Source organism: Streptomyces sp. NPDC006294, assembly GCF_042870895.1.
In the GTDB taxonomy this organism is placed as follows: Bacteria; Actinomycetota; Actinomycetes; order Streptomycetales; family Streptomycetaceae; genus Streptomyces.
The window spans coordinates 143,741-170,008 of sequence record NZ_JBIAHV010000010.1 but is presented as its reverse complement, the minus strand read 5'-3'; the positions used below and the strand labels follow the sequence as shown (position 1 = coordinate 170,008).

The 26,268-nt window shown below is 71.9% G+C and carries 18 protein-coding genes and 1 pseudogene; 2 read left to right on the top strand and 17 right to left on the bottom strand.

What is annotated here, in order from left to right; all coding sequences use genetic code 11:
* Positions 1 to 73 precede the first annotated feature (73 nt).
* The 10 genes from ACFYOP_RS19675 to ACFYOP_RS19630 form a co-directional block, all read right to left on the bottom strand.
* On the bottom strand, positions 74 to 1,615 hold the full coding sequence (locus ACFYOP_RS19675) for an alpha/beta hydrolase (protein WP_356894563.1): 1,542 nt from the start codon (positions 1,613 to 1,615) through the stop codon (positions 74 to 76).
* A gap of 133 nt (positions 1,616 to 1,748) precedes the next feature.
* Positions 1,749 to 2,954, bottom strand: coding sequence for a DNA polymerase III subunit delta' (locus ACFYOP_RS19670; protein ID WP_356894561.1), 1,206 nt, complete (start codon positions 2,952 to 2,954; stop codon positions 1,749 to 1,751).
* 319 nt (positions 2,955 to 3,273) lie between these two features.
* On the bottom strand, positions 3,274 to 6,402 hold the full coding sequence (gene tmk / locus ACFYOP_RS19665; RefSeq protein ID WP_388452168.1) for a dTMP kinase: 3,129 nt from the start codon (positions 6,400 to 6,402) through the stop codon (positions 3,274 to 3,276).
* Between the two features lie 119 nt (positions 6,403 to 6,521).
* The gene (gene topA / locus ACFYOP_RS19660) at positions 6,522 to 9,359 is read right to left on the bottom strand and encodes a type I DNA topoisomerase (RefSeq protein WP_356894557.1); all 2,838 of its coding nucleotides are present in this window, start codon (positions 9,357 to 9,359) and stop codon (positions 6,522 to 6,524) included.
* Between the two features lie 223 nt (positions 9,360 to 9,582).
* Entirely contained in the window at positions 9,583 to 9,780 is a 198-nt protein-coding gene (locus ACFYOP_RS19655; protein ID WP_356894555.1) for a hypothetical protein, read from the bottom strand.
* A 646-nt stretch (positions 9,781 to 10,426) separates the two neighbouring features.
* Positions 10,427 to 11,926: a methyltransferase gene (locus ACFYOP_RS19650; protein WP_356894553.1), complete on the bottom strand. Its 1,500-nt coding sequence runs from the start codon at positions 11,924 to 11,926 to the stop codon at positions 10,427 to 10,429.
* Positions 11,927 to 11,999: 73 nt separating this feature from the next.
* Complete coding sequence (locus ACFYOP_RS19645) at positions 12,000 to 12,587, bottom strand: small secreted protein (RefSeq protein ID WP_356894551.1); 588 nt, start codon at positions 12,585 to 12,587, stop codon at positions 12,000 to 12,002.
* 200 nt (positions 12,588 to 12,787) lie between these two features.
* Positions 12,788 to 15,193: a sodium-translocating pyrophosphatase gene (locus ACFYOP_RS19640; protein ID WP_356894549.1), complete on the bottom strand. Its 2,406-nt coding sequence runs from the start codon at positions 15,191 to 15,193 to the stop codon at positions 12,788 to 12,790.
* 541 nt (positions 15,194 to 15,734) lie between these two features.
* Positions 15,735 to 16,175 (bottom strand): ATP-binding protein, encoded by a 441-nt coding sequence (locus ACFYOP_RS19635; protein ID WP_356894547.1) that lies wholly within the window; start codon positions 16,173 to 16,175, stop codon positions 15,735 to 15,737.
* Between the two features lie 92 nt (positions 16,176 to 16,267).
* Positions 16,268 to 16,621: an STAS domain-containing protein gene (locus ACFYOP_RS19630; protein WP_003967428.1), complete on the bottom strand. Its 354-nt coding sequence runs from the start codon at positions 16,619 to 16,621 to the stop codon at positions 16,268 to 16,270.
* A gap of 78 nt (positions 16,622 to 16,699) precedes the next feature.
* On the opposite strand from ACFYOP_RS19630, the gene ACFYOP_RS19625 reads away from it, so the two are divergent.
* Entirely contained in the window at positions 16,700 to 19,399 is a 2,700-nt protein-coding gene (locus ACFYOP_RS19625) for a DEAD/DEAH box helicase (RefSeq protein ID WP_356894545.1), read from the top strand.
* A gap of 40 nt (positions 19,400 to 19,439) precedes the next feature.
* Here ACFYOP_RS19625 and ACFYOP_RS19620 read toward each other — a convergent pair.
* From ACFYOP_RS19620 to ssd, 7 genes and pseudogenes are all read right to left on the bottom strand, one after another.
* Positions 19,440 to 19,661, bottom strand: a pseudogene (locus ACFYOP_RS19620) (Rv3654c family TadE-like protein); the annotation flags it as partial.
* A gap of 53 nt (positions 19,662 to 19,714) precedes the next feature.
* The gene (locus ACFYOP_RS19615) at positions 19,715 to 20,338 is read right to left on the bottom strand and encodes a TadE family type IV pilus minor pilin (protein WP_388452161.1); all 624 of its coding nucleotides are present in this window, start codon (positions 20,336 to 20,338) and stop codon (positions 19,715 to 19,717) included.
* Positions 20,325 to 20,525: a DUF4244 domain-containing protein gene (locus tag ACFYOP_RS19610; protein WP_356894648.1), complete on the bottom strand. Its 201-nt coding sequence runs from the start codon at positions 20,523 to 20,525 to the stop codon at positions 20,325 to 20,327. The genes ACFYOP_RS19615 and ACFYOP_RS19610 overlap by 14 nt, the downstream gene beginning before the upstream one ends.
* A gap of 75 nt (positions 20,526 to 20,600) precedes the next feature.
* Positions 20,601 to 21,230 carry a type II secretion system F family protein gene (locus ACFYOP_RS19605; RefSeq protein ID WP_356894541.1) on the bottom strand — a complete coding sequence of 210 codons (630 nt, stop codon included), beginning with the start codon at positions 21,228 to 21,230 and terminating at the stop codon, positions 20,601 to 20,603.
* A gap of 155 nt (positions 21,231 to 21,385) precedes the next feature.
* Positions 21,386 to 22,219, bottom strand: a complete 834-nt coding sequence (locus ACFYOP_RS19600; RefSeq protein ID WP_356894646.1) for a type II secretion system F family protein — start codon at positions 22,217 to 22,219, stop codon at positions 21,386 to 21,388.
* 14 nt (positions 22,220 to 22,233) lie between these two features.
* Positions 22,234 to 23,382, bottom strand: a complete 1,149-nt coding sequence (locus ACFYOP_RS19595; protein WP_356894539.1) for a TadA family conjugal transfer-associated ATPase — start codon at positions 23,380 to 23,382, stop codon at positions 22,234 to 22,236.
* Positions 23,379 to 24,482: a septum site-determining protein Ssd gene (ssd, locus tag ACFYOP_RS19590; protein ID WP_356894537.1), complete on the bottom strand. Its 1,104-nt coding sequence runs from the start codon at positions 24,480 to 24,482 to the stop codon at positions 23,379 to 23,381. The genes ACFYOP_RS19595 and ssd overlap by 4 nt, the downstream gene beginning before the upstream one ends.
* Before the next feature lie 525 nt (positions 24,483 to 25,007).
* On the opposite strand from ssd, the gene ACFYOP_RS19585 reads away from it, so the two are divergent.
* The gene (locus ACFYOP_RS19585) at positions 25,008 to 25,880 is read left to right on the top strand and encodes an HAD-IB family hydrolase (protein WP_356894535.1); all 873 of its coding nucleotides are present in this window, start codon (positions 25,008 to 25,010) and stop codon (positions 25,878 to 25,880) included.
* Positions 25,881 to 26,268 lie beyond the last annotated feature (388 nt).

The following is a 26,268-nucleotide window of genomic DNA, read 5'->3' as shown; positions in this document are numbered from 1 at the left end:
ATCAGCAGCGGCGCCAAGTCTACAGGGTTCCCGGGGGTGCCCCGAACCACCCCCGGTCACCCCGGCGCGGGCCTCAGCAGCGCTTGCCGTCCTTGGGGGCCTCGCCCTCCAGGAGGTAGGTGTTGATCGCCGTGTCGATGCAGTCGCTGCCCCGGCCGTAGGCGGTGTGGCCGTCGCCGTCGTACGTCAGGAGCCGGCCGGACGAGAGCTGGCCGGCCAGGCTCTCGGCCCACTTGTACGGGGTGGCCGGGTCGCGTGTGGTGCCCACGACCACGATCGGGGCCGCGCCCTTCGCCTCGATGGCGTGGGCCTTGCCGGTGGCCTCGGTGGGCCAGAAGCCGCAGTTCAGAGAGGCCCAGGCGAAGCCGCGGCCGAAGACCGGGGACGCCTTCTCGAACTCGGGGAGCGCGGCCCGCACCTCATCGGCGCCGTCGAAGGCGGCCGGGAGGTCGAGGCAGTTCACGGCCGCGTTGGCGAACATCAGGTTGGCGTACGAGCCGTCCGCCTCGCGCTCGTAGTAGCTGTCGGCCATGGCCAGGAGCGGTGCGCCGTCGCCGTCCTGCGCGGCCGTGAGCGCGGAGCGCAGCTGGGGCCACGCGCCGTCGTCGTACATGGCGGCGATCACGCCGGTGGTGGCCAGCGACTCGCCGAGCGGGCGGTCCTCGCCGGTCGGCACGGGCGTGGCGTCGAGCTTCGCGAAGAAGTCCTTGAGGCGGTCGGTCGCGTCGGCGACGGACGTCCTGCCCAGCGGGCAGTCCGCCTTCTTCACGCAGTCGGCGGCGAAGGCTTTGAAGGCGGTCTCGAACCCGGCCGTCTGGTCGCGGTTCAGTTCGCGCGCCGGGAGCGCCGGGTCCATCGCCCCGTCGAGGACCAGGCGGCCGGTCCGGTCCGGGAACAGTTCGGCGTAGGTCGCGCCGAGGAAGGTGCCGTACGAGGCGCCCACGTAGTTCAGCTTCTCGTCGCCCAGGACCGCGCGCAGGACGTCCATGTCACGGGCGGCCTCCGTGGTCGAGACATGAGGGAGGACCTCGCCGGAGAGCTCCTCGCAGCCCGCGGCGAAGTCCTTGTACGCCTGCTCCAGCCTGCCGGCCTCCGCGGTGTCGTCCGGCGTCTGGTCGACCTGGGTGTACGTGTCCATCTCGGGGCCGGTCAGGCACTCGACGGGCTCGCTGCGGGCGACACCGCGCGGGTCGACGGCCACCATGTCGTAGCGGGCGCGGACCGGGGCCGGGTAGCCGATGCCGGCGTACGCCTGGAGGTATCCGACGGCCGAGCCGCCGGGGCCGCCCGGATTCACCAGCAGGGAGCCGAGCCGCTTGCCGGGCCCGGTGGCCTTGATCCGGGAGACGGCGAGCTTGATCGAGTCGCCCTCCGGCTTCGCGTAGTCCAGTGGAGCCTTCATCGTGGCGCACTCGAAACCGGGCACGCCGCACTCCCGCCAGTCCAGCTTCTGGCTGTAGTACGGCTCGAGGGCCGGGGACGGCGCCGCCCCGCCGGCCGCGCCTGGCGCGTCACGCTCCCCTGCCGACGGGCCGCCCGCCGTACAGCCGGAGACGAGGAGGCCGACCGTGGCCAGCGGAAGGGCGAAGGTGCGGAACAGGCGCCTGGTGTCCATTCAACGGAGCGTAATGGCAGCGGGCGGCCGATGCCGGTCCCGGCTCGCGCGGACGAACCGGCCGGGCGGACCCGGTGAGGTACGCACACAGCCGCTGCGCCCGTACACGGCCCCGCCGGGCAGGCCGGTGCCGTCAGCCGTCCCGCAGCGAGACCGCCATCGCCTCGACGGCCAGCAGCGGTGCCACGTTGCGCTCCAGGGCCTCACGGCAGGCGACCACCGCCTCTATCCGCCGCAGAGTGCCCTCCGGTGTGGAGCTCCGGGCGACACGGTCGAGGGAGTCCCGTACGTCGCCGTTGGCCAGCTCCACGCGCGATCCCATCTGGAGCGCCAGCACGTCGCGGTAGAAGCTGGTGAGGTCGGTGAGCGCGAGGTCGAGGCTGTCGCGCTGGGTGCGGGTCTTGCGGCGCTTCTGTCTGTCCTCGAGCTCCTTCATCGCGCCGGCCGTGCCGCGCGGCATCCGGCCGCCTGCCTGCGCGCCGAGCGCGGCCTTGAGGTCCTCGGTCTCCTTGACGTCGATGCCCTCCGCGACCTGCTTGGCGTCCTCCGCGGCCGCGTCGATGAGCTCCTGGGCGCCTCTGAGACAGCCACCGATGTCCTCCACGCGCAGGGGCAGCTTGAGAACCGCGGCACGGCGGGCACGGGCCCGCTCGTCGGTGGCGAGCCGGCGGGCCCGGCCGATGTGGCCCTGGGTGGCACGGGCCACGGCCACCGCGACGTCCGGCTCGATGCCGTCTCTCCTGATCAGCACGTCGGCCACGGCGGCCGCCGGTGGCGTACGCAGGGTGAGGTGACGGCAGCGGGAGCGGATGGTGGGCAGCACGTCCTCGATGGACGGCGCGCACAGGAGCCAGACGGTGCGGGGCGCGGGCTCCTCGACCGCCTTCAGCAGCACATTCCCCGCGCCCTCCGTGAGGCGGTCGGCGTCCTCCAGGATGATCACCTGCCAGCGGCCCACCGCCGGCGAGAGCTGGGCGCGGCGGACCAGTTCACGGGTCTGGCCGACGCCGATGGAGAGCAGGTCGGTGCGGATCACGTCGACGTCGGCGTGCGTCCCGACGAGGGCGGTGTGGCACCCGTCGCAGAAGCCGCAGCCCGGTGCGGCGCCGAGGGCACGGTCGGGGCTGGTGCACTGCAGCGCGGCGGCGAACGCACGGGCGGCGGTGGAACGTCCCGAGCCGGGTGGGCCGGTGAACAGCCACGCATGCGTCATCTTGGACGCGGCGGGCACCGGTTCGCCGGCCGACTGGGCGGTGATCTGCGCGTCCGCGTCGCGCGCGGCGGCGGAGAGCTGCTCCTGGACACGCTCCTGGCCGACCACGTCGTCCCACACGGCCATGTGCCGTCACCGCCTTTCCTGCTGGGGTCTCCCATTGTGGGGGAGAGCACCGACAGTCCCGTCCACGTCGTTTCCGCCGCCGGCTGCGCGGCTGCCACCGGACAGCCGCGACGAATGCCTGATCTTCTTCCGTCTGCCGCCGCACCTTCCGCCGGCCCGCCCTGACGGCCGTCCGGTCGCCGGTGCCGGTGCGCCGTGACGCGCGCCCGTGCCGCGGCGGAATCCACAGGCCCCGGCGGCACAGGCCCCGCACGGAAGAGGACCGGGCCCCCATGGGACCCGGTCCTCTTCTGTCGCGTCCGGTCGCCCGGAGCGTTCCTCAGCCGCGCCGGCCCCGGCGCCCGCGGCCGCCGTCGTCCTCGTCGTCCTCACGCGGACCGAGGAGTTCGTCCGCGAGCGTCGGCAGGTCGTCGAGCGGGGTCTCCTCCGCCCAGTCGGAGCGGCGGCGCGAGCGCTCCGCCGAGGGATCGACCTGCGGGAGTTCCGTGGTGCGCTCGTTCCCGTTCTCGCCGCGCTGCTGCTCGCGCTCGTCACGGAAGATGCCCGGCGGCACGCGGTCGGCCGGACCGGACGGCCCCGCGTCCCGCACCGGCGGCAGAACCGCCGTCTCGTCCGCCGCACGCTCCTCGCGCACCTGCGGAAGCATCGCCGTCTCGGCCTCGTCCTGCACCTGCGGGAGCATGGCCGTCTCGGCCTCGTCCGGGACCTGCGGCAGCACGCTCGTCTCGTCGTGCGCCCCGCCCGGGACCGGGACCTCCTGCGTGACCTCGTCCGGCCTGACGACCGGAGTCGCCACCGTGGTCTCGGCGGACGACGCGGCGGCGACCGAGGCCGCGGCGGCCTCCGCCGCCCGGCGGGCCTCCTCGGCGCGCAGCAGCGCCTCCTCCGCCTTGCGCTGCTTCTCCAGGCGGCGCTCCTCGGCCTCCTTGCGCAGCCGGGCCTCTTCCTCGGCCTGCCTGCGCAGCCTTTCCTGCTCCGCCTGGCGGGCCTTCTCCTCGGCCTCGCGGCGCCGCATCTCCTCGTCGGCACGGCGCCGGGCCTCTTCCGCCCGCTGCCGGGCTTCCTCGGCCTGGCGCTCGGCCTCCCGCTGCCGCGCCTCCTCCAGCTCGCGGCGCTTGCGCTCCTCCTCCTCGGCGCGGAGCCTGGCGAGCTGCTCCTGCCGCTCGCGTTCGAGGCGCTCCTCCTCGGCCTTGCGGGCGGCCTCTTCCTCTGCCTTGCGGCGGGCTGCCTCCTCGGCCGCCCTTCGCGCCTCTTCCCGGGCCTTGATCTCGGCCTCGGACAGCGGCAGCAGCTGGTCGAGCCGGTGCCGTACGACGGTGGTGACCGACTCGGGCTCCTGGCCCGCGTCCACGACCAGATAGCGGCCGGGGTCGGCCGCGGCCAGCGTCAGGAAGCCGGAGCGCACCCGCTGGTGGAACTCGGCCGGCTCCGACTCGAGACGGTCCGGCGCCTCGGTGAAGCGTTCCCTCGCGGCCTCCGGGGAGACGTCGAGCAGCACGGTCAGGTTCGGTACGAGGCCGTCCGTCGCCCAGCGCGAGATCCGGGCGATCTCGGTCGGCGACAGGTCGCGGCCCGCGCCCTGGTAGGCCACGGACGAGTCGATGTACCGGTCGGAGATGACGACCGCGCCGCGCTCCAGAGCCGGGCGGATCACCGAGTCGACGTGCTCCGCGCGGTCGGCCGCGTACAGCAGTGCCTCGGCCCGGTTCGACAGTCCGGCGCTCGACACGTCGAGCAGGATGGAGCGCAGCCGCTTGCCGACCGGGGTCGCGCCGGGCTCGCGGGTGACGACCACTTCGTGGCCCTTGGCGCGGATCCACTCGGCGAGGGCCTCGACCTGGGTGGACTTGCCGGCCCCGTCGCCGCCCTCGATGGCGATGAAGAAGCCGCCTGCCACGGGCGCCTGCGCCGGGTCCGCCCCGCCGCGCAGGGCGTCGCCGAGGTCGCGGCGCAGCGGCACACCGGAACGGTCGTCGGTCTTGGCGAGCACGATCGCCGCGACGGGCAGCAGCAGCGCCCCGACGAGCATGAGCGTGAACGCCGCCCCGCCGTGCGCGAAGACGAAGTCGCCGCTCGCCAGCCGGTGGGGGCCGATCGCGGCGGCGAGCAGCGGTGCGGCGAGCGCGGCGAGCGCGATGACGACGCGGACCACCGCCTGCAGGTGCGAGGTGAGCCGGTGCCGCCGGAACTCCTCGGTCTCCTGGTCGATGAGGATGTGCCCGGTGTTCGCGGCGACGCCCGCGGAGACGCCGGCGACCGTGGCGAGGAACAGCCCGGTCGCCGTGTCCGGCACGAGTCCCAGCGCGAGCAGCGCGACGCCGGTCACGGCGACCGCGAGCGGCAGCAGCCTGCGGCGGGACAGTGAGGGCAGTACGGAGCCCGCTCCCCGGATACCGGCGGCGGTGCCGCCGATCAGCGCGAGGATCAGCAGCGCGAACGTCACGGGTCCGCCGCCGAGGTCGACGGCGTGCAGCACGCCGACGGCGGCAGCGGAGGCGATGGCTCCGGTGACCGCGGCGCAGGCGACGACGAACAGCGGTATGCCGCCGGTGCGGCCCTTGTCCACGCCGTCGCCGGCGGACGGCCTGCGCAGGCCCTCGAGCGGCGAACGCGGCCGGGGCGTCTGGGAGCCGGGCAGCTCGAGGAAGTACAGGATCGACACGGACGCCGCGAAGAGGCCGGCCGCGACGTAGGACCCGAGGGCGGCCTGGTGGGCGGTGAACCAGTCGATGCCGGTGCCCAGCAGATTGCCGATCAGGGTGGCGGCCAGCAGCGCCGCGGCGGCGACGGGGATGACCCCGAAGCCGGTGCGCAGCCACAGCCTGCGCAGCGCGTCGAGGTGGTCGGGCAGCGGCCGGACCGCCGCGCCCTCCGGCGGCGGCGCGGGCAGCAGCGACGGCGCGGCGCCTTCACGGGCCACGGTCCAGAAGCGCTCCGCGACTCCGGTGAGGAAGACCGTGACGAGCAGCATCGCCAGCGCCTTGCCCGGCATCCAGTCGATCCACAGCGGTGCGACCACCAGCATCCCCAGTCGCAGCCCGTCGGCCCCGATCATGGTCCAGCGCCGGTCGAACAGGCCGCTGGGCGCCGTCAGCGAGGTCATGGGACCGAGGAGTACGGCTCCGAAGAGCAGCGTGGACAGCACGCGGGCGCCCAGCACGGCGGCGACCGCGAAGGCGGCCCCGCGGTACCCGCTCCCGAACGCGCCGGACGCAACCGCCGCCTGCAGCGACAGCAGCAGGAGGACGAGAACGGCGAGAGCGTCCGCGACGCCGTTGACCACCTGCGCGTTCCACAGCCGCCTCAATGGGGGGTGGCGCAGCAGGGAGCGCACGGCCCGTTCTCGTGAGTCCGTGGCGAGTGTGTCGGAATCCGATGCGTGTGCGGCAGTCTCTGAAGCGGTGTTCATGACCGCCTGCTGATCGGCTGGCTGCTCGGCTCGCGTCATTCGGCCAGCCTATCCGGAGCCGCACACTCCCCGGAGGGGTGTCCGAACATACAGGCGCTTTGTGGCAAGGGTGTGAAGTTCCCCTGCCACAAAACGCCGGTATGCGGTCGCGCGGAGGTCTACTCCTCGGACGACGCGGCCGTCTTCCTGGCCGCGGTCTTCGCGGTCGTCTTCTTGGCCGTCGTCTTCTTCGCGGCCGTCGTCTTGGCGGCGGTCGTCTTCGCCGCCGTCTTCTTGGCTGCCGTCTTCTTGGCCGGGGCCTTCTTCGCCGGCGCCTTCTTGGCCGCCGTCTTCTTCTTGACGGGCCCCTTGGCACGCTTCTCGGCGAGCAGCTCGTAGCCGCGCTCGGGCGTGATGTCCTCGACGCTGTCGTCGGTCCGCAGCGTGGCGTTCGTCTCGCCGTCCGTGACGTACGGGCCGAAGCGGCCGTCCTTGACGACCACCGGACGCTCGCTCACCGGGTCGGTGCCCAGTTCCTTCAGCGGCGGCTTGGCGGCGGCCCGGCCACGCTGCTTGGGCTGCGCGTAGATCGCCAGCGCCTCGTCCAGCGTGATGGAGAACAGCTGCTCCTCGCGCTCCAGGGAACGGGAGTCGGTGCCCTTCTTCAGGTAGGGGCCGTAGCGCCCGTTCTGCGCGGTGATCTCGACGCCCTCGGCGTCGGTGCCGACCACGCGCGGCAGGGACATCAGCTTCAGCGCGTCGTCGAGGGTGACTGTGTCCAGGGACATGTTCTTGAAGAGGGAGGCCGTCCGCGGCTTGACCGCGTTCTTGCCCGTCTTCGGCGTGCCCTCGGGCAGGATCTCCGTGACGTACGGGCCGTAGCGCCCGTCCTTGGCGACGATCTGATGTCCGCTGACCGGGTCGGTGCCCAGCTCGAAGTCGCCGCTCGGTTTGGCGAGCAGTTCCTCCGCGTACTCCACGGTGAGCTCGTCGGGCGCGAGGTCGTCCGGGACGTCGGCGCGCTGGTGGCCCTCGGCGTCCTTCTCACCGCGCTCGACGTACGGTCCGTAGCGGCCGACGCGCAGCTTGATGTCGTTGCCGACGGGGAAGCTGGAGATCTCCTTGGCGTCGATCGCGCCGAGGTCGGTGACCAGTTCCTTGAGGCCGCCGAGGTGGTCGCCGTCGCCGTTGCCCGCCTCGGAGGCGGCGCCGGTCGCGTCGCCCTTGCCGAAGTAGAAGCGCCTCAGCCACGGCACGGCCTGCGCCTCGCCCCGCGCGATGCGGTCGAGGTCGTCCTCCATCCGCGCGGTGAAGCCGTAGTCGACGAGCCGGCCGAAGTGCTTCTCCAGCAGGTTGACCACGGCGAAGGAGAGGAACGAGGGGACGAGGGCCGTCCCCTTCTTGAAGACGTAGCCCCGGTCGAGGATCGTGCCGATGATCGAGGCGTAGGTCGACGGGCGGCCGATCTCGCGCTCTTCCAGCTCCTTGACCAGGGAGGCCTCGGTGTAGCGGGCCGGCGGCTTGGTGGCGTGACCGTCGACCGAGATCTCCTCGGAGGACAGGGCGTCGCCCTCGGCGACCTGCGGCAGACGCCGCTCGCGGTCGTCGAGCTCCGCGTTCGGGTCGTCGGCGCCCTCGACGTAGGCCTTCATGAAGCCGTGGAACGTGATGGTCTTGCCGGACGCGGAGAACTCGGCGTCCCGTCCGTCGGACGCCCGGCCGCCGATCTTCACGGTGACCGAGTTGCCGGTCGCGTCCTTCATCTGAGAAGCGACGGTCCGCTTCCAGATCAGCTCGTAGAGCCTGAACTGGTCGCCGGTCAGCCCGGTCTCGGCGGGCGTACGGAACCGGTCGCCGGAGGGACGGATCGCCTCGTGCGCCTCCTGCGCGTTCTTCACCTTGCCGGCGTACACCCGCGGCTTCTCCGGCAGGTAGTCGGCACCGTAGAGCTGCGTGACCTGCGCACGGGCCGCGGAGACGGCCGTGTCGGAGAGGGTGGTGGAGTCCGTACGCATATAGGTGATGAAGCCGTTCTCGTACAGCTTCTGCGCGACCTGCATGGTGGCCTTGGCTCCGAAGCCCAGCTTCCGGGAGGCCTCCTGCTGCAGCGTCGTCGTACGGAACGGTGCGTACGGAGAGCGGCGGTACGGCTTGGACTCGACCGAGCGGACGGCGAACGAGGCGTTCTCCAGCGCGGCGGCCAGCGCCCGGGCGTTCGCCTCGTCGAGGTGGAGCACCTGGTCGGACTTGAGGCGGCCGTCCGAGCCGAAGTCGCGGCCCTGTGCGACACGCCGTCCGTCGACGGTGTTCAGCCGGGCGGTGAGCGTGGACGGGTCGGACAGGTCACCGGCGCGGCCGGTCGAGAAGGTGCCGGTCAGGTCCCAGTACTCGGCGGAGCGGAACGCGATGCGCTCGCGCTCACGCTCGACGACGAGACGGGTCGCCACGGACTGCACACGGCCGGCGGACAGCCGGGGCATGACCTTCTTCCACAGGACCGGTGAGACCTCGTAGCCGTAGAGACGGTCGAGGATGCGGCGGGTCTCCTGGGCGTCGACCATGCGCTTGTTGAGCTCGCGCGGGTTGGCGACGGCGTCGCGGATGGCGTCCTTGGTGATCTCGTGGAAGACCATGCGGTGGACGGGGACCTTGGGCTTGAGGACCTCGAGGAGGTGCCACGCGATGGCCTCGCCCTCGCGGTCCTCATCGGTTGCGAGGTAGAGCTCGTCGGATTCGGCGAGCTGCTCCTTGAGCTTCCTGACCTGGGCCTTCTTGTCGGCATTGACGACATAGATCGGCTGGAAGTCGTGCTCGACGTCGACGCCGAGGCGCCGCACCTCACCGGTGTACTTCTCCGGCACCTCGGCGGCGCCGTTCGGGAGGTCGCGGATGTGCCCGACGCTCGCCTCGACGACATAGCCGGGGCCGAGATAGCCCTTGATCGTCTTCGCCTTGGCAGGCGACTCGACGATCACGAGTCGGCGGCCGCCCTGTGCGGTCTCGCTGGTCGGGGACAACTTCGCTCTTCTCTCCGGTCGACGCTCGATGGGCGCTCACAGCACTGCGGCACACGGTGGTGATGCCTTGCTGCGCTGCTGTGGCGCTGCTGTCGCTGCGGAGTGTGACGGTACAACCCGCCCCCGTGTCAAACGGCAAAAGCCCGCAACGGCCACTCGAACGGTAACCCGAGTCCAGCCGTTCATGCCGCCCGGACCGGCACGTCGTCTCCCGGGCACCCCCTCAGAGGCGGCTGAAGCACCACACCGCGAGAGTGAGGAACGCCGCACCGAACAGCGTGCCGAAGGTGCCGGCCGTGGCCGCGGTCACTCCGTGTGCGACGGGTCGGCGGTGCGCGAGGCGCGTCCCGGTCCACAGCAGCAGCGCGGCCCCGAACAGCGCGAATGCCGTCCCGGCGAAGATCGCTGGCCCGCTCTCCATGCCCGTACCCGGTCCTTCCCTGGTGCCGAGGTCCTTGCAGGGCGAGGCTGGCACCCCTGGGCGTCGTAGGCACGAATTGCGGATGAACGCCACGGGGGGTTCACCCGCCCGGTGGCGGGCGATGTCACAGCAAACGCGGCCGCAAAACGAACCTTGGCCGGATTTACCCGTCGATTCGGGCCACCGGAGTACGGGGCGGGCGTCGGTGAGCGGGCCCGGGAGGTTCGGGGCGGGCGTCCGTCACCGGGCCCGGGACGTCCGGTGCCCGCACCGTCACCCGGAGCGGGCGGGGACGGGGCGGGTGGGCCGGGCGGACGCGGCGGCCGGCAGCCGACCCGCAGCCGAGAATGGGCACCCGGCCCGGCCGGCGAAGATCCGGTTCGGCTGCGGTCCGCGCACACGGAGAGCCCCAGGAGGACTGGGGCCCGCCGACGCGGCAGGCGTCGGCCCAGCCGGGCGACGACCGGGCGAGGCGAGGCCGTCCCGCCCGGTCCTCGCCCGGCGAAGATCCAACGCGGCCGTGCTCGGCGAGCGGCCAGAGACGCAGGACGGCACCGTCACCGCACGGCGGCCGGAAACCCGGCGCGGCGGGGTCGTCGGCGGCGCCGGGATCAGGCGCCCCGGGTGAAGATCGCGCGGCGGGCCGTCAGCGCGCGGCCGGTTCCAGGAAGCCCTCGTCGACCAGCAGCCGCAGCGCCTGCGGCGTGCGGTCGCGCAACTGGACGGGGTCCTCCCCGAGGAGCTGGGCGATGGCGTCGAGGATCTGCCCGGCGCTCAGGCTGCCGTCGCACGCACCGGCGAAACCGGCGCCGACCGTGTCGACCTTGGTGGCGCGCCGCATACCGCGGTTCTGGCGCAGCACCACATGCTCCGGATCCTCGGCGCCCGGCAGCCCGACCTGCTCCTGCATGACCTCGTCGGCGAGCACGAAGTGGTCCGCGAGCAGCGCCGCGTCGTCCCGCGTCCGCAGATACTCCTGCCGGTCGAAATGGGCGCGCACGCTGTCGCCGAGCGGCTGCTCGACCGGATGCGGCCACTCCTCCGTGACGATCGAGGGCCGCTCGGAACCGGACTTCCTGAGGGTGATCCAGCCGAAGCCGACCGCCTTCGTCTTCCGCGCCTCGAACTCGTCGAGCCACGCGTCGTACCGAGCCGCGTACTGCGCGGGATCGGTGCGGTGGTCCCCGCTGTCCCGCAGCCAGAGCTCGGCGTACTGCGTGACGTCCTGGACCTCGCGCTGCACGATCCAGGCGTCACAGCCGCGCGGCACCCAGGAGCGGAGCCGTTCCTGCCAGTCCTCCCCTTCCACGTGCTGCCAGTTGGCGAGGAACTGGGCGTACCCCCCGTCGTTGAGCCGCTCCCCGGCCTCCGACACGAGCGTGCGGCACAGGTCGTCGCCGCCCATCCCGCCGTCCCGGTAGGTCAGCCGGGCGCCGGGGGAGATGACGAACGGCGGGTTCGACACGATCAGGTCGTACGTGTCCGAGCCGACCGGCTCGAACAGCGAACCCTCCCGGAGATCGGCCTCCATCGCACCGGACAGGGCGAGCGTGAGCCGGGTGAAGTGCAGTGCGCGGGGGTTCAGATCGGTGGCCGTCACCCGCGTCGCATGCTGCGCGGCGTGCAGCGCCTGGATACCGGAGCCGGTGCCCAGGTCCAGGGCCGAGGCGACGGGCGCACGCACCGTGATGCCGGCGAGCGTGGTGGACGCCCCGCCGACCCCGAGGACCACTCCCTCGCCCTGGCCGCCGGCGCCGCTCGCGCCGCCGACCGCGCAGCCGAGGTCAGAGACGATGAACCAGTCCTGCCCTTCCGGCCCGCCGTACGGCCGGACGTCCACCGCGGCCCGCACCTCGTCGCCGTCGCGCACCACCCAACCGTCGGCGAGGCACTCCTCGAGGGGCAGCGCGGCTCGCGCCCGGTCCTGCGGTACGGCGCACTGGAGCAGGAACAGCCGGACGAGGGTCTCCAGGGCGCCGCTCCCCCGGGTGGCGCGCAGGGCAGGCACGGTCTCGCTGCGGGCGAGCGCCGCATAGGCGGGCGCGCCGAGCAGGTCGAGCAGCCCGTCCGCGGTGAACGCGGCGGCGAGAAGGGCTTCGCGGAGCCGGGGCGAGCGGTCGGGCACGGGAAGGCGGGTCGTACTCACCCGCCCATTGTGGCCGCCCCCACTGACAACCGCCGCACGGCCCGGCCCACTCGGCTTCTTCCGAGGCCGCGGTCTACGCGCTGTCGGGCGACGCGGACGCGCCGCTCGCGGGGCTGGACGTCTTGGCCCGCTGGCAGCCGGGCTGCTTCACCATGGCCTTGCCCAATTCGCCCGCCTGGAGCTTTTCGAGCGCCGCCTGGTCCATCCGCTCGATCTTCTTCAGCCCGTCCGCGACGGTCTGCAGGCCGTCGGCGAACTTCTGCTGGTTCTTGGGGTCGAGTTCGTCGACGTTCTTCTTCAGGTCGAGGTAGGCGCTCGCGGTGGCCTCGAGTTCCTTCACCGCGTCCTGCTGGAGCTTCGCGCCGTTCTCGACCGGGGGCGCTCCGGCGTCGCTGATGCCCTTGGCGAGCGCCTTGTCCGCCGCTGCGATGTCCGCGAACGCCTTGGAGTCGGCCGCCTGGATGTCGGCGGGCTTGCCGTCCGCGGCCGTGGAGATGATGGCCTGCTGGGCGTCGGCCCTCTTCTTGATCTGCGGCTGGGCCTGGTCGCAGACCTCCTTGGCCCAGGCGTTCACTTTTTCCTCGCTGTCGTCGCCGCAGCCCGACAGTGTGAGTACCAGTACCGCACCGCTGGACAGTGCGGCCGCAAGCTTCTTGTTCACCGGATCGGTCCCTTCCAAGGCCTCTCGGCCCCGGAACATACACGCCAACTGGGCGACAACCGCGTGTCGTGCGCCCGATTAAGGGGCTATTAAAGCCATTTGCACCAAGGGAGACAAGCCTCACCCACGCCTCTTGAACACACACGGACGGGCGGGCGGCCGCCCCAAAGCGCGCCGCCCGCCCGTCCACTGACAAAGGGTCAGGAAACCACCGCCGCACCGGTCTGCTGCGCGCCGCGCTCCGCCGCACCGCCCTCGTCGTCGACGGCGATGCCGCGCCGCTTCGAGATGTACACGGAACCGACGATGATCAGGATCGACAGGACCGCGATCACGGCACGTACACCGGCGCTGGCGTCGTCCCCGTAGCTGAACTGGACGACCGCGGGCGCGATGAGCAGCGCCACCAGGTTCATCACCTTCAGCAACGGGTTGATCGCCGGGCCGGCCGTGTCCTTGAACGGGTCGCCGACCGTGTCGCCGATGACCGTGGCGGCATGTGCCTCGCTGCCCTTGCCGCCGTGGTGCCCGTCCTCGACGAGCTTCTTGGCGTTGTCCCAGGCGCCACCGGAGTTGGCCAGGAAGACGGCCATCAGGGTGCCGGTGCCGATCGCACCCGCCAGGAACGATCCGAGGGCGCCCACGCCGAGCGAGAAGCCCACCGCGATCGGCGTCATCACGGCGAGCAGACCGGGCGTGGTCAGCTCGCGCAGCGCGTCCTTGGTGCAGATGTCGACGACGCGCCCGTACTCCGGCTTCTCCGTGTAGTCCATGATCCCGGGGTGCTCGCGGAACTGCCGCCGCACCTCGTAGACCACCGCACCCGCGGAGCGGGAGACGGCGTTGATGGCCAGCCCGGAGAAGAGGAAGACGACCGCCGCGCCAAGGACCAGGCCCACCAGGTTGTTGGGCTGCGAGATGTCCATCACCAGGTTCATCGGGGCACCGTCGCCCAGTTTCTCGCCGACCTCCGTGGCCGCCGTCGCGATGGCGTCGCGATACGAGCCGAAGAGCGCCGCGGCCGCGAGTACGGCCGTGGCGATGGCGATGCCCTTGGTGATGGCCTTGGTGGTGTTGCCCACCGCGTCCAGGTCGGTCAGGACCTGGGCGCCGGCGCCGGTGACGTCACCGGACATCTCGGCGATGCCCTGGGCGTTGTCGGAGACCGGACCGAAGGTGTCCATGGCCACGATCACGCCGACCGTGGTGAGCAGGCCGGTACCGGCCAGCGCCACCGCGAACAGCGCCAGCATGATCGACGTACCGCCGAGCAGGAAGGCCCCGTACACGCCGAGGCCGATCAACAGGGCGGTGTAGACGGCCGACTCGAGGCCGATGGCGATGCCGGCCAGGACCACGGTGGCCGGGCCGGTCAGCGAGGACTTGCCGATGTCCCGCACGGGGCGCCGGTTGGTCTCCGTGAAGTACCCGGTTAGCTGCTGGATCAGCGCCGCCAGGACGATTCCGATGGCGACGGCGACGAGCGCCAGTACCCGCGGATCCCCGTCGTGCGCCCGGACCGCGGCGTCACCGACGCCGTCCAACTCGGCGTAGGAACCGGGCAGGTAGACGTAGGCGGCCACAGCCACCAGGGCGAGCGAGATCGCCGCGGAGATGAAGAACCCGCGGTTGATGGCCGTCATCCCGCTGCGGTCGGCGCGCCGCGGGGCGACCGCGAAGATACCGATCATCGCGGTGACCACGCCGATCGCCGGGACGATGAGCGGGAAGGCGAGGCCGGCGTCGCCGAACGCCGCCATGCCGAGGATGAGCGCCGCGACGAGTGTCACGGCGTAGGACTCGAAGAGGTCGGCCGCCATGCCGGCGCAGTCGCCGACGTTGTCGCCCACGTTGTCGGCGATAGTGGCGGCGTTGCGCGGGTCATCCTCCGGGATGCCCTGTTCCACCTTTCCTACGAGGTCGGCGCCGACGTCGGCCGCCTTGGTGAAGATGCCGCCGCCGACACGCATGAACATGGCGATGAGCGCGGCGCCCAGGCCGAAGCCTTCGAGCACCTTCGGCGCGTCGGCCGCGTAGACGAGTACGACACAGGACGCACCGAGCAGGCCGAGGCCCACGGTGAACATGCCGACCACGCCTCCGGTACGGAAAGCGATCTTCATGGCCTTGTGCGCGACGGCCGTCAGATCCTTTTCCGGCTCGCCTTCCGCCGGTGTCGCTTCGCGCGCGGCAGCGGCGACGCGCACATTGGCCCGTACCGCAAGGCGCATCCCGATGTATCCGGTGGCCGCCGAGAAAAGCGCACCCACCAGGAAAAACACGGAACGCCCGGCCCGCTGCGACCAGTCGTCGGCCGGGAGCAGCATCAGCAGGAAGAAGACCACGACGGCAAAGACGCCGAGTGTGCGCAGCTGCCGGGCCAGATAGGCATTTGCGCCTTCCTGCACGGCGGCCGCGATCTTCTTCATGGATTCGGTGCCCTCGCCCGCGGCGAGCACCTGGCGGACCAGGAGCTGGGCGACGACGAGCGCCGCCAGGGCGACAACCGCGATCACAATAACGATCAGTCGGTTGTCATTCGTGAGTACCGCGGCTGAGAGAGAAGTGGGGTGATCGATCAGGTGTGGGTTGAAGAGCCCCGCCATTCGTCCTCCTTGACGTTCAGAGCTCAAGATGTGGACGGATTGTAGGGAGCGGAACCTGATCAAAACAGGGCGCGGTAAATGCAATTGACCTTGACTTGCTCCTCAGGGAACGATCGGGCACGAAAATCGGCCCCGAAAGCGGTAACGGGGCAAAAGCATTGACGCCGGATCGATGATCTAGAAAATATGAAAGAGGCCCTGCTCAGCAGGGCCTCTTTCATTCGGAATCATGGAGAACGATCAACTGACCAGAGATCGGCCGCAGCGGCCGCGCGGCTCCGCCCCGTCCGCCCCCTCGGGCACAAGACTGTCCGGCGAACGCGGGAATGACCGGTAAACCCGCTCGGCCGACGTCATTGGGCGGGCCACGCGAGTGACCGGCGCGGTGGACGCCGCTCGGTGGGCGCGGTGCCGTAGAGCGGGTGCTGTGGCGCAACGCCGTCCGGTCCGGCGCGGGCGGTCGGCAGGGGCCGTCAGCGGTCCCACAGAGGTACCCAGGGGCCCGCGGCGATCCGCTCAGGGAACGGCGGCGCGACAGAACTCAGGGAGCGGTCACGACCGACGCGGCCGGCCAGCTCATACGGATGACGCCGCCGTCCTCCGTGGTGGAGACCTCCACATCGTCCACGAGACCGCTGATGACGGCGAGGCCCATCTCGTCCTCGCCCTCCGCGTCGACGCCGTCGGCCCCCACGCCGCCGGCGGAGACTGCCGTGGAACCGGCGCCCGACGCCGGCACCTCGTCACCGACCTCGATGGAGAAAGTCTTCTCCTCCTCGGCCAGGATCACCCGTACGGGCGCGGTGATGCCGTGGCTGCGGTGCAGCCCGACAGCACGACTGCATGCCTCTCCGACGGCGAGCCGGACCTCGTCCAGCACCGCCTCCTCGACCCCGGCCCGGCGAGCCACGGCAGCGGCGACCAGACGGGCCGTTCTGACGTGCTCGGGCTGGGCGCTGAAGCGGAGCTCGACGGTTGCCATGCAGTCCCCCTCGGACGTACGGACGTGCCTCTCAGGGGCCCGGGCTGGATGCCCGGGGCCCCTCTCTGCTTCCGGCAGTCTCCGGCCGACCGTCAGTCGGTCGCGGCGACTGCTTCGTCGACCGTGGTGTGAATCGGGAACACCTTGGTCAGACCCGTGATCCGGAAGATCTTGAGAATGCGCTCCTGGTTGCAGACCAGGCGCAGGGAGCCCTCGTGCGCACGCACACGCTTGAGCCCGCCCACGAGCACGCCGAGGCCGGTGGAGTCGAGGAAGTCCACGCCCTCCATGTCGACAACCAGGTGGTAGCTGCCGTCGTTCACCAACTCGACCAACTGCTCGCGCAGCTTGGGCGCGGTATACACATCAATCTCGCCACCGACCTCGACGACCGTACGGTCACCACCAGGTCCGGACACATTGCGAGTCGACAGGGACAGGTCCACGGATCCTCCAGCACCTTGCTATCGAGCGGCCGCCCTTCAAGTCTCCCCGACGGAGCCGGAAGACGGTCGCCAGCCGCGATGGCATTCAATCACTTACCAGCAGCCATGCACGACGCCTTGGGACCATTGTCCGTCACGCCGGTGACACACTCGGTGCCGATGGCCATGAATCACCGTCCCAGTCGACCGCCCGGAAGCGGGGCGAACCGCCCCTCTCCCAGCTCGGTCCTCGACCGGCTCGCCGCGGGTGCGAGCCGGGCTGCGCGCATCACTCATACGGAGCACCTGCCCCCTCGACCGGGCAGACATGCCGTCTGGCCGGACCGCATCCGGGCAGAAGTGATCAGCGCCGTCCAGCACGCCGGGATCGAGCATCCGTGGGCCCACCAGGCGGCCGCCGCCGAGCACGCCCTGGACGGCGAGTCCGTGGTCATCGCGACCGGCACCGCGTCCGGCAAGTCGCTGGCCTATCTGGCCCCCGTGCTCAGCGCCCTGCTCGACGGCGCGGAGGCCCCCAACGGCCGCGGCACGACCGCCCTGTACCTGGCGCCCACCAAGGCGCTCGCCGCCGACCAGCGGCGCGCCGTGAAGGAACTCGCCGCGCCGCTCGGCAACCGGATCCGGCCCGCCGTCTACGACGGCGACACGCCGGTCGAGGAACGCGAATGGGTGCGTCAGTACGCCAATTACGTCCTCACCAACCCGGACATGCTGCACCGCGGCATACTTCCCTCCCATCCCCGCTGGGCGTCTTTCCTGCGCTCCCTGCGCTACGTCGTGATCGACGAGTGCCACACCTACCGCGGCGTCTTCGGCTCCCATGTCGCCCAAGTACTGCGGCGACTACGCCGTCTGTGCGCCCGCTACGGCGCCGATCCGGTCTTCCTCCTCGCCTCGGCCACCTCGGCGCAGCCGGCCGTCGCCGCGGGCCGGCTCACCGGTCTGCCCGTGCGCGAGGTCGCCGACGACGCCTCACCGCGCGGCGAGCTGGTCTTCGCGCTGTGGGAACCGCCCCTGACCGAGCTCCACGGCGAGAAGGGCGCACCGGTGCGCCGCACGGCGACCGCCGAGACCGCCGACCTCCTGACCGACCTGACGGTGCAGGGCGTACGCAGCGTGGCCTTCGTACGCTCCCGGCGCGGCGCCGAACTGATCTCCGTGATCGCCAAGGAACGCCTCGCCGAAGTGGATCGATCTCTGCCCGGGCGTGTCGCGGCCTATCGGGGCGGCTATCTCCCCGAAGAGCGCCGCGCCCTCGAGCGCGCCCTCCACTCCGGCGAGCTCCTGGGCCTCGCGGCCACCACCGCGCTCGAACTCGGCGTCGACATCGCCGGTCTGGACGCCGTCATCATCGCCGGATACCCCGGCACACGTGCCTCCCTGTGGCAGCAGGCGGGCCGGGCCGGCCGCTCGGGCCAGGGCGCCCTCGCCGTGCTGGTGGCCCGCGACGACCCGCTGGACACCTTCCTCGTCCACCATCCCGAAGCGCTGTTCGACCGTCCGGTGGAATCCACCGTCCTCGATCCCGACAACCCCTATGTGCTCGCGCCACATCTGTGCGCGGCCGCCGCGGAGCTTCCGCTGACCGACGCCGACCTCGACCTCTTCGGACCGGCCACGGCCGATCTGATGCCCCAGCTGGAGGCGGCGAAGCTGCTGCGCCGGCGTGCCTCCGGCTGGCACTGGACCCGCCGGGAGCGCGCCGCCGACCTCACCGACATCCGGGGCGAGGGCGGACGCCCCGTGCAGATCGTGGAGGCCGCCACCGGCCGGCTGCTCGGCACGGTCGACGAAGGCGCCGCCCACACGGCTGTCCACGACGGCGCGGTCCATCTCCACCAGGGCCGCACGTACCTGGTCGACCGGCTCGACCTGGACGACTCCGTCGCCCTGGTCTCGGAGGCGAACCCGCCCTACTCGACCACCGCCCGCGACACCACCGCCATCTCCGTGCTCGAGACCGACACCGAGATCCCGTGGGGCGACGGGCGCCTCTGCTTCGGCTCCGTCGAAGTCACCAACCAGGTCGTCTCCTTCCTGCGACGCCGGCTGATCACCGGCGAGGTCCTCGGCGAGTCCAAGCTCGACCTCCCTCCCCGGACACTGCGGACCCGGGCCGTGTGGTGGACGGTCACCGAGGACCAGCTGGACACCGCCCGCATCGGCCCGGAGCAGCTGGGCGGCGCTCTGCACGCCGCCGAGCACGCCTCCATCGGGATGCTGCCCCTCTTCGCCACGTGCGACCGCTGGGACATCGGTGGCGTCTCCGTGCCTCTCCATCCGGACACGCTGCTGCCGACGGTCTTCGTGTACGACGGGCACCCGGGCGGGGCCGGTTTCGCCGAGCGGGCCTTCCACACGGCCCGCGAGTGGCTCACCGCCACGCGAGAGGCGATCGCCTCGTGCGAGTGCGAGGCGGGTTGCCCTTCCTGCATCCAGTCGCCCAAGTGCGGCAACGGGAACGATCCGCTGCACAAGCGGGGCGCGGTCCGGCTGCTCACGGAGCTCCTGCGAGCGGCCCCGGCGGCCGGGACACCGGGCTCGGGAACGCCGGCGCCCCCTGAAGCGCCCGCCCCGGGAACTCCGGCCGCTCTTGAATCCCCGCCTCCGGGAGCGCCCCCTTCCGGAACGCCGGACCCGGGAGCCCTTGCGCCTCCTGAAGCCCCGCCTCCGGGAGCGTCGGGCCCCGGAGGGTCGCGTCCCGGAGCGACGGCCCGTGGAGGGGCAGGTCTGGGCGCGCCGGATCCGGGAGCCCCTGCGGCCCCGCCCGCGCCCTGACCGCCGGGGCGTAGGGCCCGAACCGGGCCAGTGCCGTCACGTCCGCGACCTCGCCCGTCACGGCGCACCGCACCACCTCGGCGCCCTGGGCCCTCGCCACCCGGCCCGCCCTCGCGCAGGCGTCGGCCGTGCCGCTCAGGGCGTGGTCGGCCGCGGCCAGCGCCGCCAGGTCGGCGGCGGCTCCGGCCCGGTGGCGGGCCACCACGGCCTGACCCATCGCCAGCACGATCGCGAAGACCGCGCACAGTACGGTCGTCGCCATCGCCACCCACACGGTCGCCGAGCCACCGTCCTCGTCCAGGGCGCCACGTCCGGTCACCGAGCCGCCCCCTTCCCCCGGACGAGGACCGGACTGCCCTCCCGAACCGCGCCCGGGGCCGTGATCGGCCCTGAGGCGGGAGCCAGGGGCTGCTCCACGGCCACAACCGGCGCCGCACCCCGGGGCGTGGCCTCGTGAGGCGCAGTGACCCGTACGACCTCCCCGCGGCCCGACACACCCGGGCCGGCTTCACCCTCCCGCTCGGCATCCCGCCGGACGACCACCCCGTGCCCCGCGGCCGCGGCTCCCGGCCCCACGGCGTCCTCCGCCGACGCCACCGCCTCGGCGCCGAGCGTCAGGGCCAGCGCGCCCGGACCGGAAGCATCCGCCTCGACACGAACACGCCAGAGGTCGCCGCTGCGTGTCAGCGTGACCACGGAGCCGCTCGGTGCCGCCGAACGGGCGGCGGCGACCGCGGCCGCCCGCGGCTCGGACCGTGCCGCGGCCCGAGCGCCCGCCCGAGCGGCGTCCACGCACTGGATCTGCGCCGCAGCGGCCGTCAGTGCCCAGACCAGGGCCATGGCGAACACCACCAGGGCCGGCACAGCCACCGCCGCTTCCGCCGTCACCGAGCCCCGTTCACGGGAACCAGCGGCACACAGTGCCTCAGAATTGGGCATCGAGCGCCTTTCCGATCACCGCTTCGAGGGCTCCCGACACGGTCCCGCTGGTAACGATCTTGTAGAGGACCGCCGCGAAGGCACACGCGGCGATCGTTCCCATCGCGTACTCGGACGTTGTCATTCCCTCGTCGGTACGCAGTCCGCGCCTCAGCGCCTTCAGGCGGTCACGCATCGTTTTCCACATGTCCATGCCTCCAGATGTCGAAGTCGTCGTCTGTCCTGGGTGGTGCGTTTCCGGCAATTGCCGGGGGTTGTAGCCTCAGTTGCCATGCAGGAGTCCGCCCGCCAGGCCGATCACCACCGGTGCCACGCCGACCGCGAGGAACGCGGGCAGGAAGCACAGGCCCACCGGTGCGGTGATCAGCACCTGCGCCTTGCGGCCCTGGCGGGCCACGGCGCGGGCCCTCTCGGCACGGAACCTCTCGGCCAGCCGCGACACCGGTTCGGCGGCCGGCGCTCCGGTGGAGTCGGCCCGCTCCAGACAGCGGGCCAGCGGCTCCGCGCCCGGTATTCCGGCGAACCAGCCCCACGCGGGCGCCGGTTCGGCCCCGAGACGCAACTGTGCGGCGGTGTGTGCGAGGCGGGCGCCGACCGGGCCGCCGAGGGACTCCCCGACCGCCTCCGCGGCCTCGCGCGGGCCTGCCCCGGCCGAGATGCACGCGGCCAGCAGATCCGCGGCCAACGGCAGTTGGCGCGCCGCCTCCCTGTGATCACCGGCCTCGACCGCAGCGGGACCTTGCCGCCGGTCACGGCTTCGCTGCCGGCGCCGGACGCAGAAAGCGGCGGCGATCCCCACGGCGCCGCCCGCGAGCCCGCCGATCAGAACCCAGACGAGCACCGCCACGCCCAGAGGCGGCGCCCAGCGCTTGCCCCAGCGCCGTAAGTCCACGTGCCCACGCCGGGGCTCGGGGCCGATGCGCAGAAGAGACCGGATCCTCTTTCGAGCCCTGTGCTCCCGCCGCCTCGTCGCCATCAGCGAGACCAGACAAGTCACCGACGAGAGGACCGCCACAACTGTCCCCAGCCTGTGCACAGCTTCACCGTTCACGCCTGCTCCCCCGCACGCACGATCCGTCCGGCCCAGCACAGCCCTGCCGTCTCGAGCAGCCCGCCGGTCACCAGGCACGCGATTCCCGCCGAGGTGTGGAACAGCACGTACAGCGGGTCCGCGCCGAGTGCCCAGCCCATGGCGAGGCCCGCGACCGGAAGCAACGCGAGCAGCGCGACGGTCGACCAGGCTCCTGCCAACTGGGCCTTCAGGTCCTCACGTTGATCACTCTCGGAACGCAGAGCCGCCTCCAGGCGGTCCAGCCCGGCGGCCAGGCCCGCGCCACTGTCCACGGCCACCCGCCAACAGGCCGCCATTCCGGCAAGCCCTTCCGCACCCGGCTGCTGAGCCGCCTTGCGCAGCGCCTCGGGCACGTCTCCACCAAACCGGGCAGCCGCCAGCACGGCCGCCTCAGCGTCACCGAGTACGTCCGTCGCCCCTGCGGCAAGGAGAAGTCCCTGCGCCGGCTGCAGCCCGGCCCGCAGTTCCCCCGCCGTCGCGCCACAGAGATCGATGACTCCCTGGACCCGCCGGTCGCTGTCCCTCCCACGCTCCCGGGCCAGCAGCCACCTGCGCACCAACGGCACGGCAGCGGCTCCCAGGGCCAGCGGCAGCGGCGACTCGGCGGCAAAGGCCGCCATCAGAGCGACCGGCAGGCACAGCCACTCCCTCCGGAGCCTGATCACGGGCAGCAGCCGCTCCCCCGACCACCACGGAGGCAGCGCCGCCGCCCCCGCGTCCGCGAAGAGCAGCCGCGCTCTCCGCAGCCCCCGCTGCTGGCCTGCCGTGAGCCAGGCGGCCCCGACCAGGCACAGCGCCGCCGCGCACATCGCCTGTACGGCGGTCACAGGGCATCACCGACCAGTGCTCGCAGCCGTTCCCACCCGGCCTCGGCCACGAATGCCGCCCTGCCCCACCTCAGCGCCGGTACCGTCACCACCAGGCCCGCCGCATCCCGCTCCAGGACGCGGATCTCGGCCACCCGCCGACGGCCTGCCCTGTCCCGCATCAGATGGATCACCACCGAGAGTGCCGCCGCCAGTTGGCTGTGCAGCGCGGCCCGGTCGAGCCCTGCGGCGGTCCCCAGCGCCTCGAGCCGCGCGGGCACGTCCGCCGCCGCGTTGGCGTGGACCGTGCCGCACCCGCCTTCGTGGCCGGTGTTGAGCGCCGCGAGGAGTTCGGTCACCTCCGCGCCACGCACCTCACCCACCACCAGCCGGTCGGGGCGCATCCGCAGCGCCTGCCTGACCAGGTCCCGGAGCGTGACCCGCCCGGCGCCCTCCTGGTTCGCCGCGCGCGACTCCAGCCGCACCACATGCGGGTGCTCGGGCCTGAGTTCGGCCGAGTCCTCGGCCAGCACGATGCGCTCCCGCTCCCCCACCATCCCCAGCAGACTGCTCAGCAGCGTGGTCTTCCCTGAACCGGTACCGCCGCTGATCAGGAACGACAGCCGGGCCTCGACCAGCGCCCGCAGCAGCCTGTCTCCACCCGGGGGCACGGTTCCCGCCGCGACCAGTTCCTCCACGGAGAAGGCGCGGGGCCGCACGACGCGCAGCGAAAGGCATGTCGAGCCGACCGCGACCGGAGGGATCACGGCGTGCATCCGTGTCCCGTCCGGCAGGCGGGCGTCCACCCATGGGCGGGCGTCGTCCAGCCGCCGTTCGGCCACTGCCGCGAGCCGCTGGGCGAGTCTGCGCACCGACGCCGCGTCGGCGAACGTCACTTCGGTGAGCTCAAGGCCCCTGCCGCGGTCCACCCACACCCGGTCGTGCGCGGAGACCAGCACGTCCGTGACCGACGGATCGGCGAGCAGCGGCTCCAGCGGCCCTGTGCCGACCAGTTCGCAGCGCAGCTTCTCCGTGCCGCCCAGCACCTCGGCGTCGCCCAGCAGCCGCCCCTGGGCCCGGAGCGCGGCAGCCACCCGGGCCGGCGTGGGCTCCGCGCCGCTCTCCGCCAGCCGCTGCCGTACCGCCTCCAGCAGGCCGGAACTCATGCGACGCCCTCCCCGACCAGCACACGGTCCCAGAAGGCCGTACAGAACCTGGCCAGCGGTCCACGGCCGTTCCCGCCCGGCGGCGCCCCTCCGCTCTGTGCGGCCGCCAGGCCGGGCTCTGTCGGCAGCTCACCGGCGAGCGGCAGCCCGAGGGCACCCGCCACCCACTGCTCGTCCAGGCCGGGCGCGTACGGTCCGCGCACCACCACCCGCAGGTCGGGGAGGACCATGCCGACGATCGACGCCACCCGGTTGGCGGCCGCGACGGCGCGCAGCTCAGCGGGGACGACCAGCAGGCCGAGGTCGAGCTGTGCCAGCGCTTCCGCCACGCCTTCGTCAACGCGGCGCGGCAGGTCGACGACGACTGCTCCGCCACGTCGACGTGCGGCTGCCAGGACCGATCTCATGGCCTCCGGAGGGATGACCACGGAGTCACCGCGATCCCAGCTCAGTACGCGCAGCGCGTGCAGTTCGGGCAGCGACTCCTCCAGTGCCCCGCCGGCGACCCGGCCCTTCGAAGCGGCGAAATCAGGCCATCGCCTGCCTTCGGTGTGCTCGCCTCCGAGTAGCACGTCGAGCCCTCCGCCCAGTGGGTCTCCGTCGACGAGCATGGTGCGCCGGCCGCCGCGTGCCGCGGTCACCGCGAGCGCGGTCGCGAGCGTCGAGGCGCCGGCGCCGCCGCGTCCGCCGATCACTCCGACGGTCAGCGCCTGGCGTCCGACCCCCTCGACGACATCGGCGATCCGGTCGACGAGCCAGCTCTCGGCATCGGGCAGCCGCAGCACGCAGTCGGCCCCGATCTCCACGGCCCGCCGCCATACATCCGGGTCGTCCTGGTTCCGGCCGACCAGCAGCACGCCGCGCCTGCGGGAGGCTCCCCGGCAGCGTGCGGCGGCGTCGTCGCCGACCAGGACGAGCGGCGCGTCCTCCCATCCGCCGTTCCGCTCCGGCAGTGCGTGGTGCACCTCGGGCTCGGCGCCGGCCGCCGCGCAGAGCCGCAGCAGATCGTCGAGCAGCTCCAGGTCCTCGGTGACGATCAAGGGTCCGCCCGGCCGCTTCTCCGCGGCGCGCGAGCGGTCCGATGTGATGGATCCGGCCACGATCTCCACCCCTTCCCTCTGCGATCTCGCATCTCATCGAGATCGGTGATTCCTTCCGGCCCGCGAGTTACGCGGCTGGAATCACGGTGCAGCGCAGTGAAAAATCGTGTGGATCTTGCTGAAAAACTGTGGACAACTAGCCACTTGTGAATATCCCCGTAGCCCATACCAGTGAGTGCGCGGCGGCCCATGGACGGCACCGGAAGCGTTCCCTTAAAGCCGTTCCCGAGGACCTGCCGCAGCGCAGCCTGATCGTTACACAAGGTGACGAAACTGAGGGTCGGCCGTCCGCCGGCGTCGAGGCGCGCCAAAGGGCCGCGAAGGCGGCTGCGAGGCGAATCCAAGAGGAAAAACGTGCCTGGACATGCGACGACCCCCGCCGGGGGGGAGAGCGGGGGTCGTCTCTCCGGCCGACTCGGGGGGGGAGGAGCCGGACCGGGTTAGCACGGTCGCGAACGATCCGTGACTTCCATGGTGTACCCGAGAGCCTTCTCAGGCAAACCCACAGGCCCCAGCGTACGCCGAATGGCGGGCACATATGCTCAGCTCGTGGAAAACCACTCCCTGCCGCGCACAGCTGCCTTCTTTGACCTGGACAAGACGGTCATTGCGAAGTCTTCGACTCTGACCTTCAGCAAGTCCTTCTACCAAGGCGGGCTGATCAACCGGCGCGCCGTACTGCGTACCGCCTATGCACAGTTCGTTTTCCTCGCCGGTGGCGCGGACCACGACCAGATGGAGCGGATGCGCGAGTACCTCTCCGCACTCTGCAAGGGCTGGAACGTCCAGCAGGTGAAGGAGATCGTCGCCGAGACCCTGCACGATCTGATCGACCCGATCATCTACGACGAGGCCGCCTCCCTCATCGAGGAGCATCACGCCGCCGGCCGCGACGTGGTCATCGTCTCCACCTCCGGCGCCGAGGTGGTGGAGCCCATCGGGGAGCTCCTCGGCGCCGACCGGGTCGTGGCCACCCGCATGGTCGTCGGCGACGACGGCTGCTTCACCGGCGAGGTGGAGTACTACGCCTACGGGCCGACCAAGGCGGAGGCCGTCCGGGAGCTCGCCGAGTCGGAGGGGTACGACCTGAGCCGCTGCTACGCGTACAGCGACTCGGTCACCGACGTCCCCATGCTCGCGGCGGTCGGACACCCCTACGCGGTGAACCCGGGGCGCGGACTGCGCCGCGAGGCGGCCGTGCGGGACTGGCCGATTCTCGACTTCAACCGGCCCGTGCGGCTGAAGCAGCGGCTGCCCGGCTTCTCCATGGCACCGCGGCCCGCACTGATGGCGATGGCGGCTGTCGGAGCGGCGGCGGCCACGGCGGGACTCGTCTGGTACGCCAGCCGCCGGCGCACTGTCGCGGCTCAGACGGCGGGCCGGGCCACCGCCTTCTGAGCGTGCTTCGGCTCCGGTCGGGCCTCCGGCAAGAGGCTTGAAGGTTCGTCCGTATTTGAACCTAAAAGTAAAGAAGCGCGGGCAGGGCTTTCACATCGCTGCTGGTAGTAGTACAAAGGAGTCACGGCCCGCGAGACCGAGGCACATCCGAAAGGATCACCTTTAACGCACAAAGGCCCCACGGACCGAAGCATGAAAACCGAGCACCCACGCGACGTCGACCCGTCGATTACGGGCCAGCCGCACCAGGTGACGGGCAAAGTTCCCGACCTGATGGGCAACATTTCGAGGACGCATGGTAACTCGGCGCTCATGCCAGCGGCGGTACCGGAACCGGTACCGCCGCAACCCTTTGTCCAGGGCCTCGCCGCTTCGAGGGATCTCGGGA

Coding starts and splice junctions, on each gene's coding strand:
- ACFYOP_RS19675 (WP_356894563.1), bottom strand. CDS start 1,615: ATGGACACCAGGCGCCTGTTCCGCACCTTCGCCCTTCCGCTGGCCACG.
- ACFYOP_RS19670 (WP_356894561.1), bottom strand. CDS start 2,954: ATGGCCGTGTGGGACGACGTGGTCGGCCAGGAGCGTGTCCAGGAGCAG.
- tmk (WP_388452168.1), bottom strand. CDS start 6,402: ATGACGCGAGCCGAGCAGCCAGCCGATCAGCAGGCGGTCATGAACACC.
- ACFYOP_RS19655 (WP_356894555.1), bottom strand. CDS start 9,780: ATGGAGAGCGGGCCAGCGATCTTCGCCGGGACGGCATTCGCGCTGTTC.
- ACFYOP_RS19640 (WP_356894549.1), bottom strand. CDS start 15,193: ATGGCGGGGCTCTTCAACCCACACCTGATCGATCACCCCACTTCTCTC.
- ACFYOP_RS19635 (WP_356894547.1), bottom strand. CDS start 16,175: ATGGCAACCGTCGAGCTCCGCTTCAGCGCCCAGCCCGAGCACGTCAGA.
- ACFYOP_RS19625 (WP_356894545.1), top strand. CDS start 16,700: ATGGCATTCAATCACTTACCAGCAGCCATGCACGACGCCTTGGGACCA.
- ACFYOP_RS19615 (WP_388452161.1), bottom strand. CDS start 20,338: ATGCCCAATTCTGAGGCACTGTGTGCCGCTGGTTCCCGTGAACGGGGC.
- ACFYOP_RS19610 (WP_356894648.1), bottom strand. CDS start 20,525: ATGTGGAAAACGATGCGTGACCGCCTGAAGGCGCTGAGGCGCGGACTG.
- ACFYOP_RS19600 (WP_356894646.1), bottom strand. CDS start 22,219: ATGTGCGCGGCGGCGCTGTGCCTGGTCGGGGCCGCCTGGCTCACGGCA.
- ACFYOP_RS19595 (WP_356894539.1), bottom strand. CDS start 23,382: ATGAGTTCCGGCCTGCTGGAGGCGGTACGGCAGCGGCTGGCGGAGAGC.
- ACFYOP_RS19585 (WP_356894535.1), top strand. CDS start 25,008: ATGGCGGGCACATATGCTCAGCTCGTGGAAAACCACTCCCTGCCGCGC.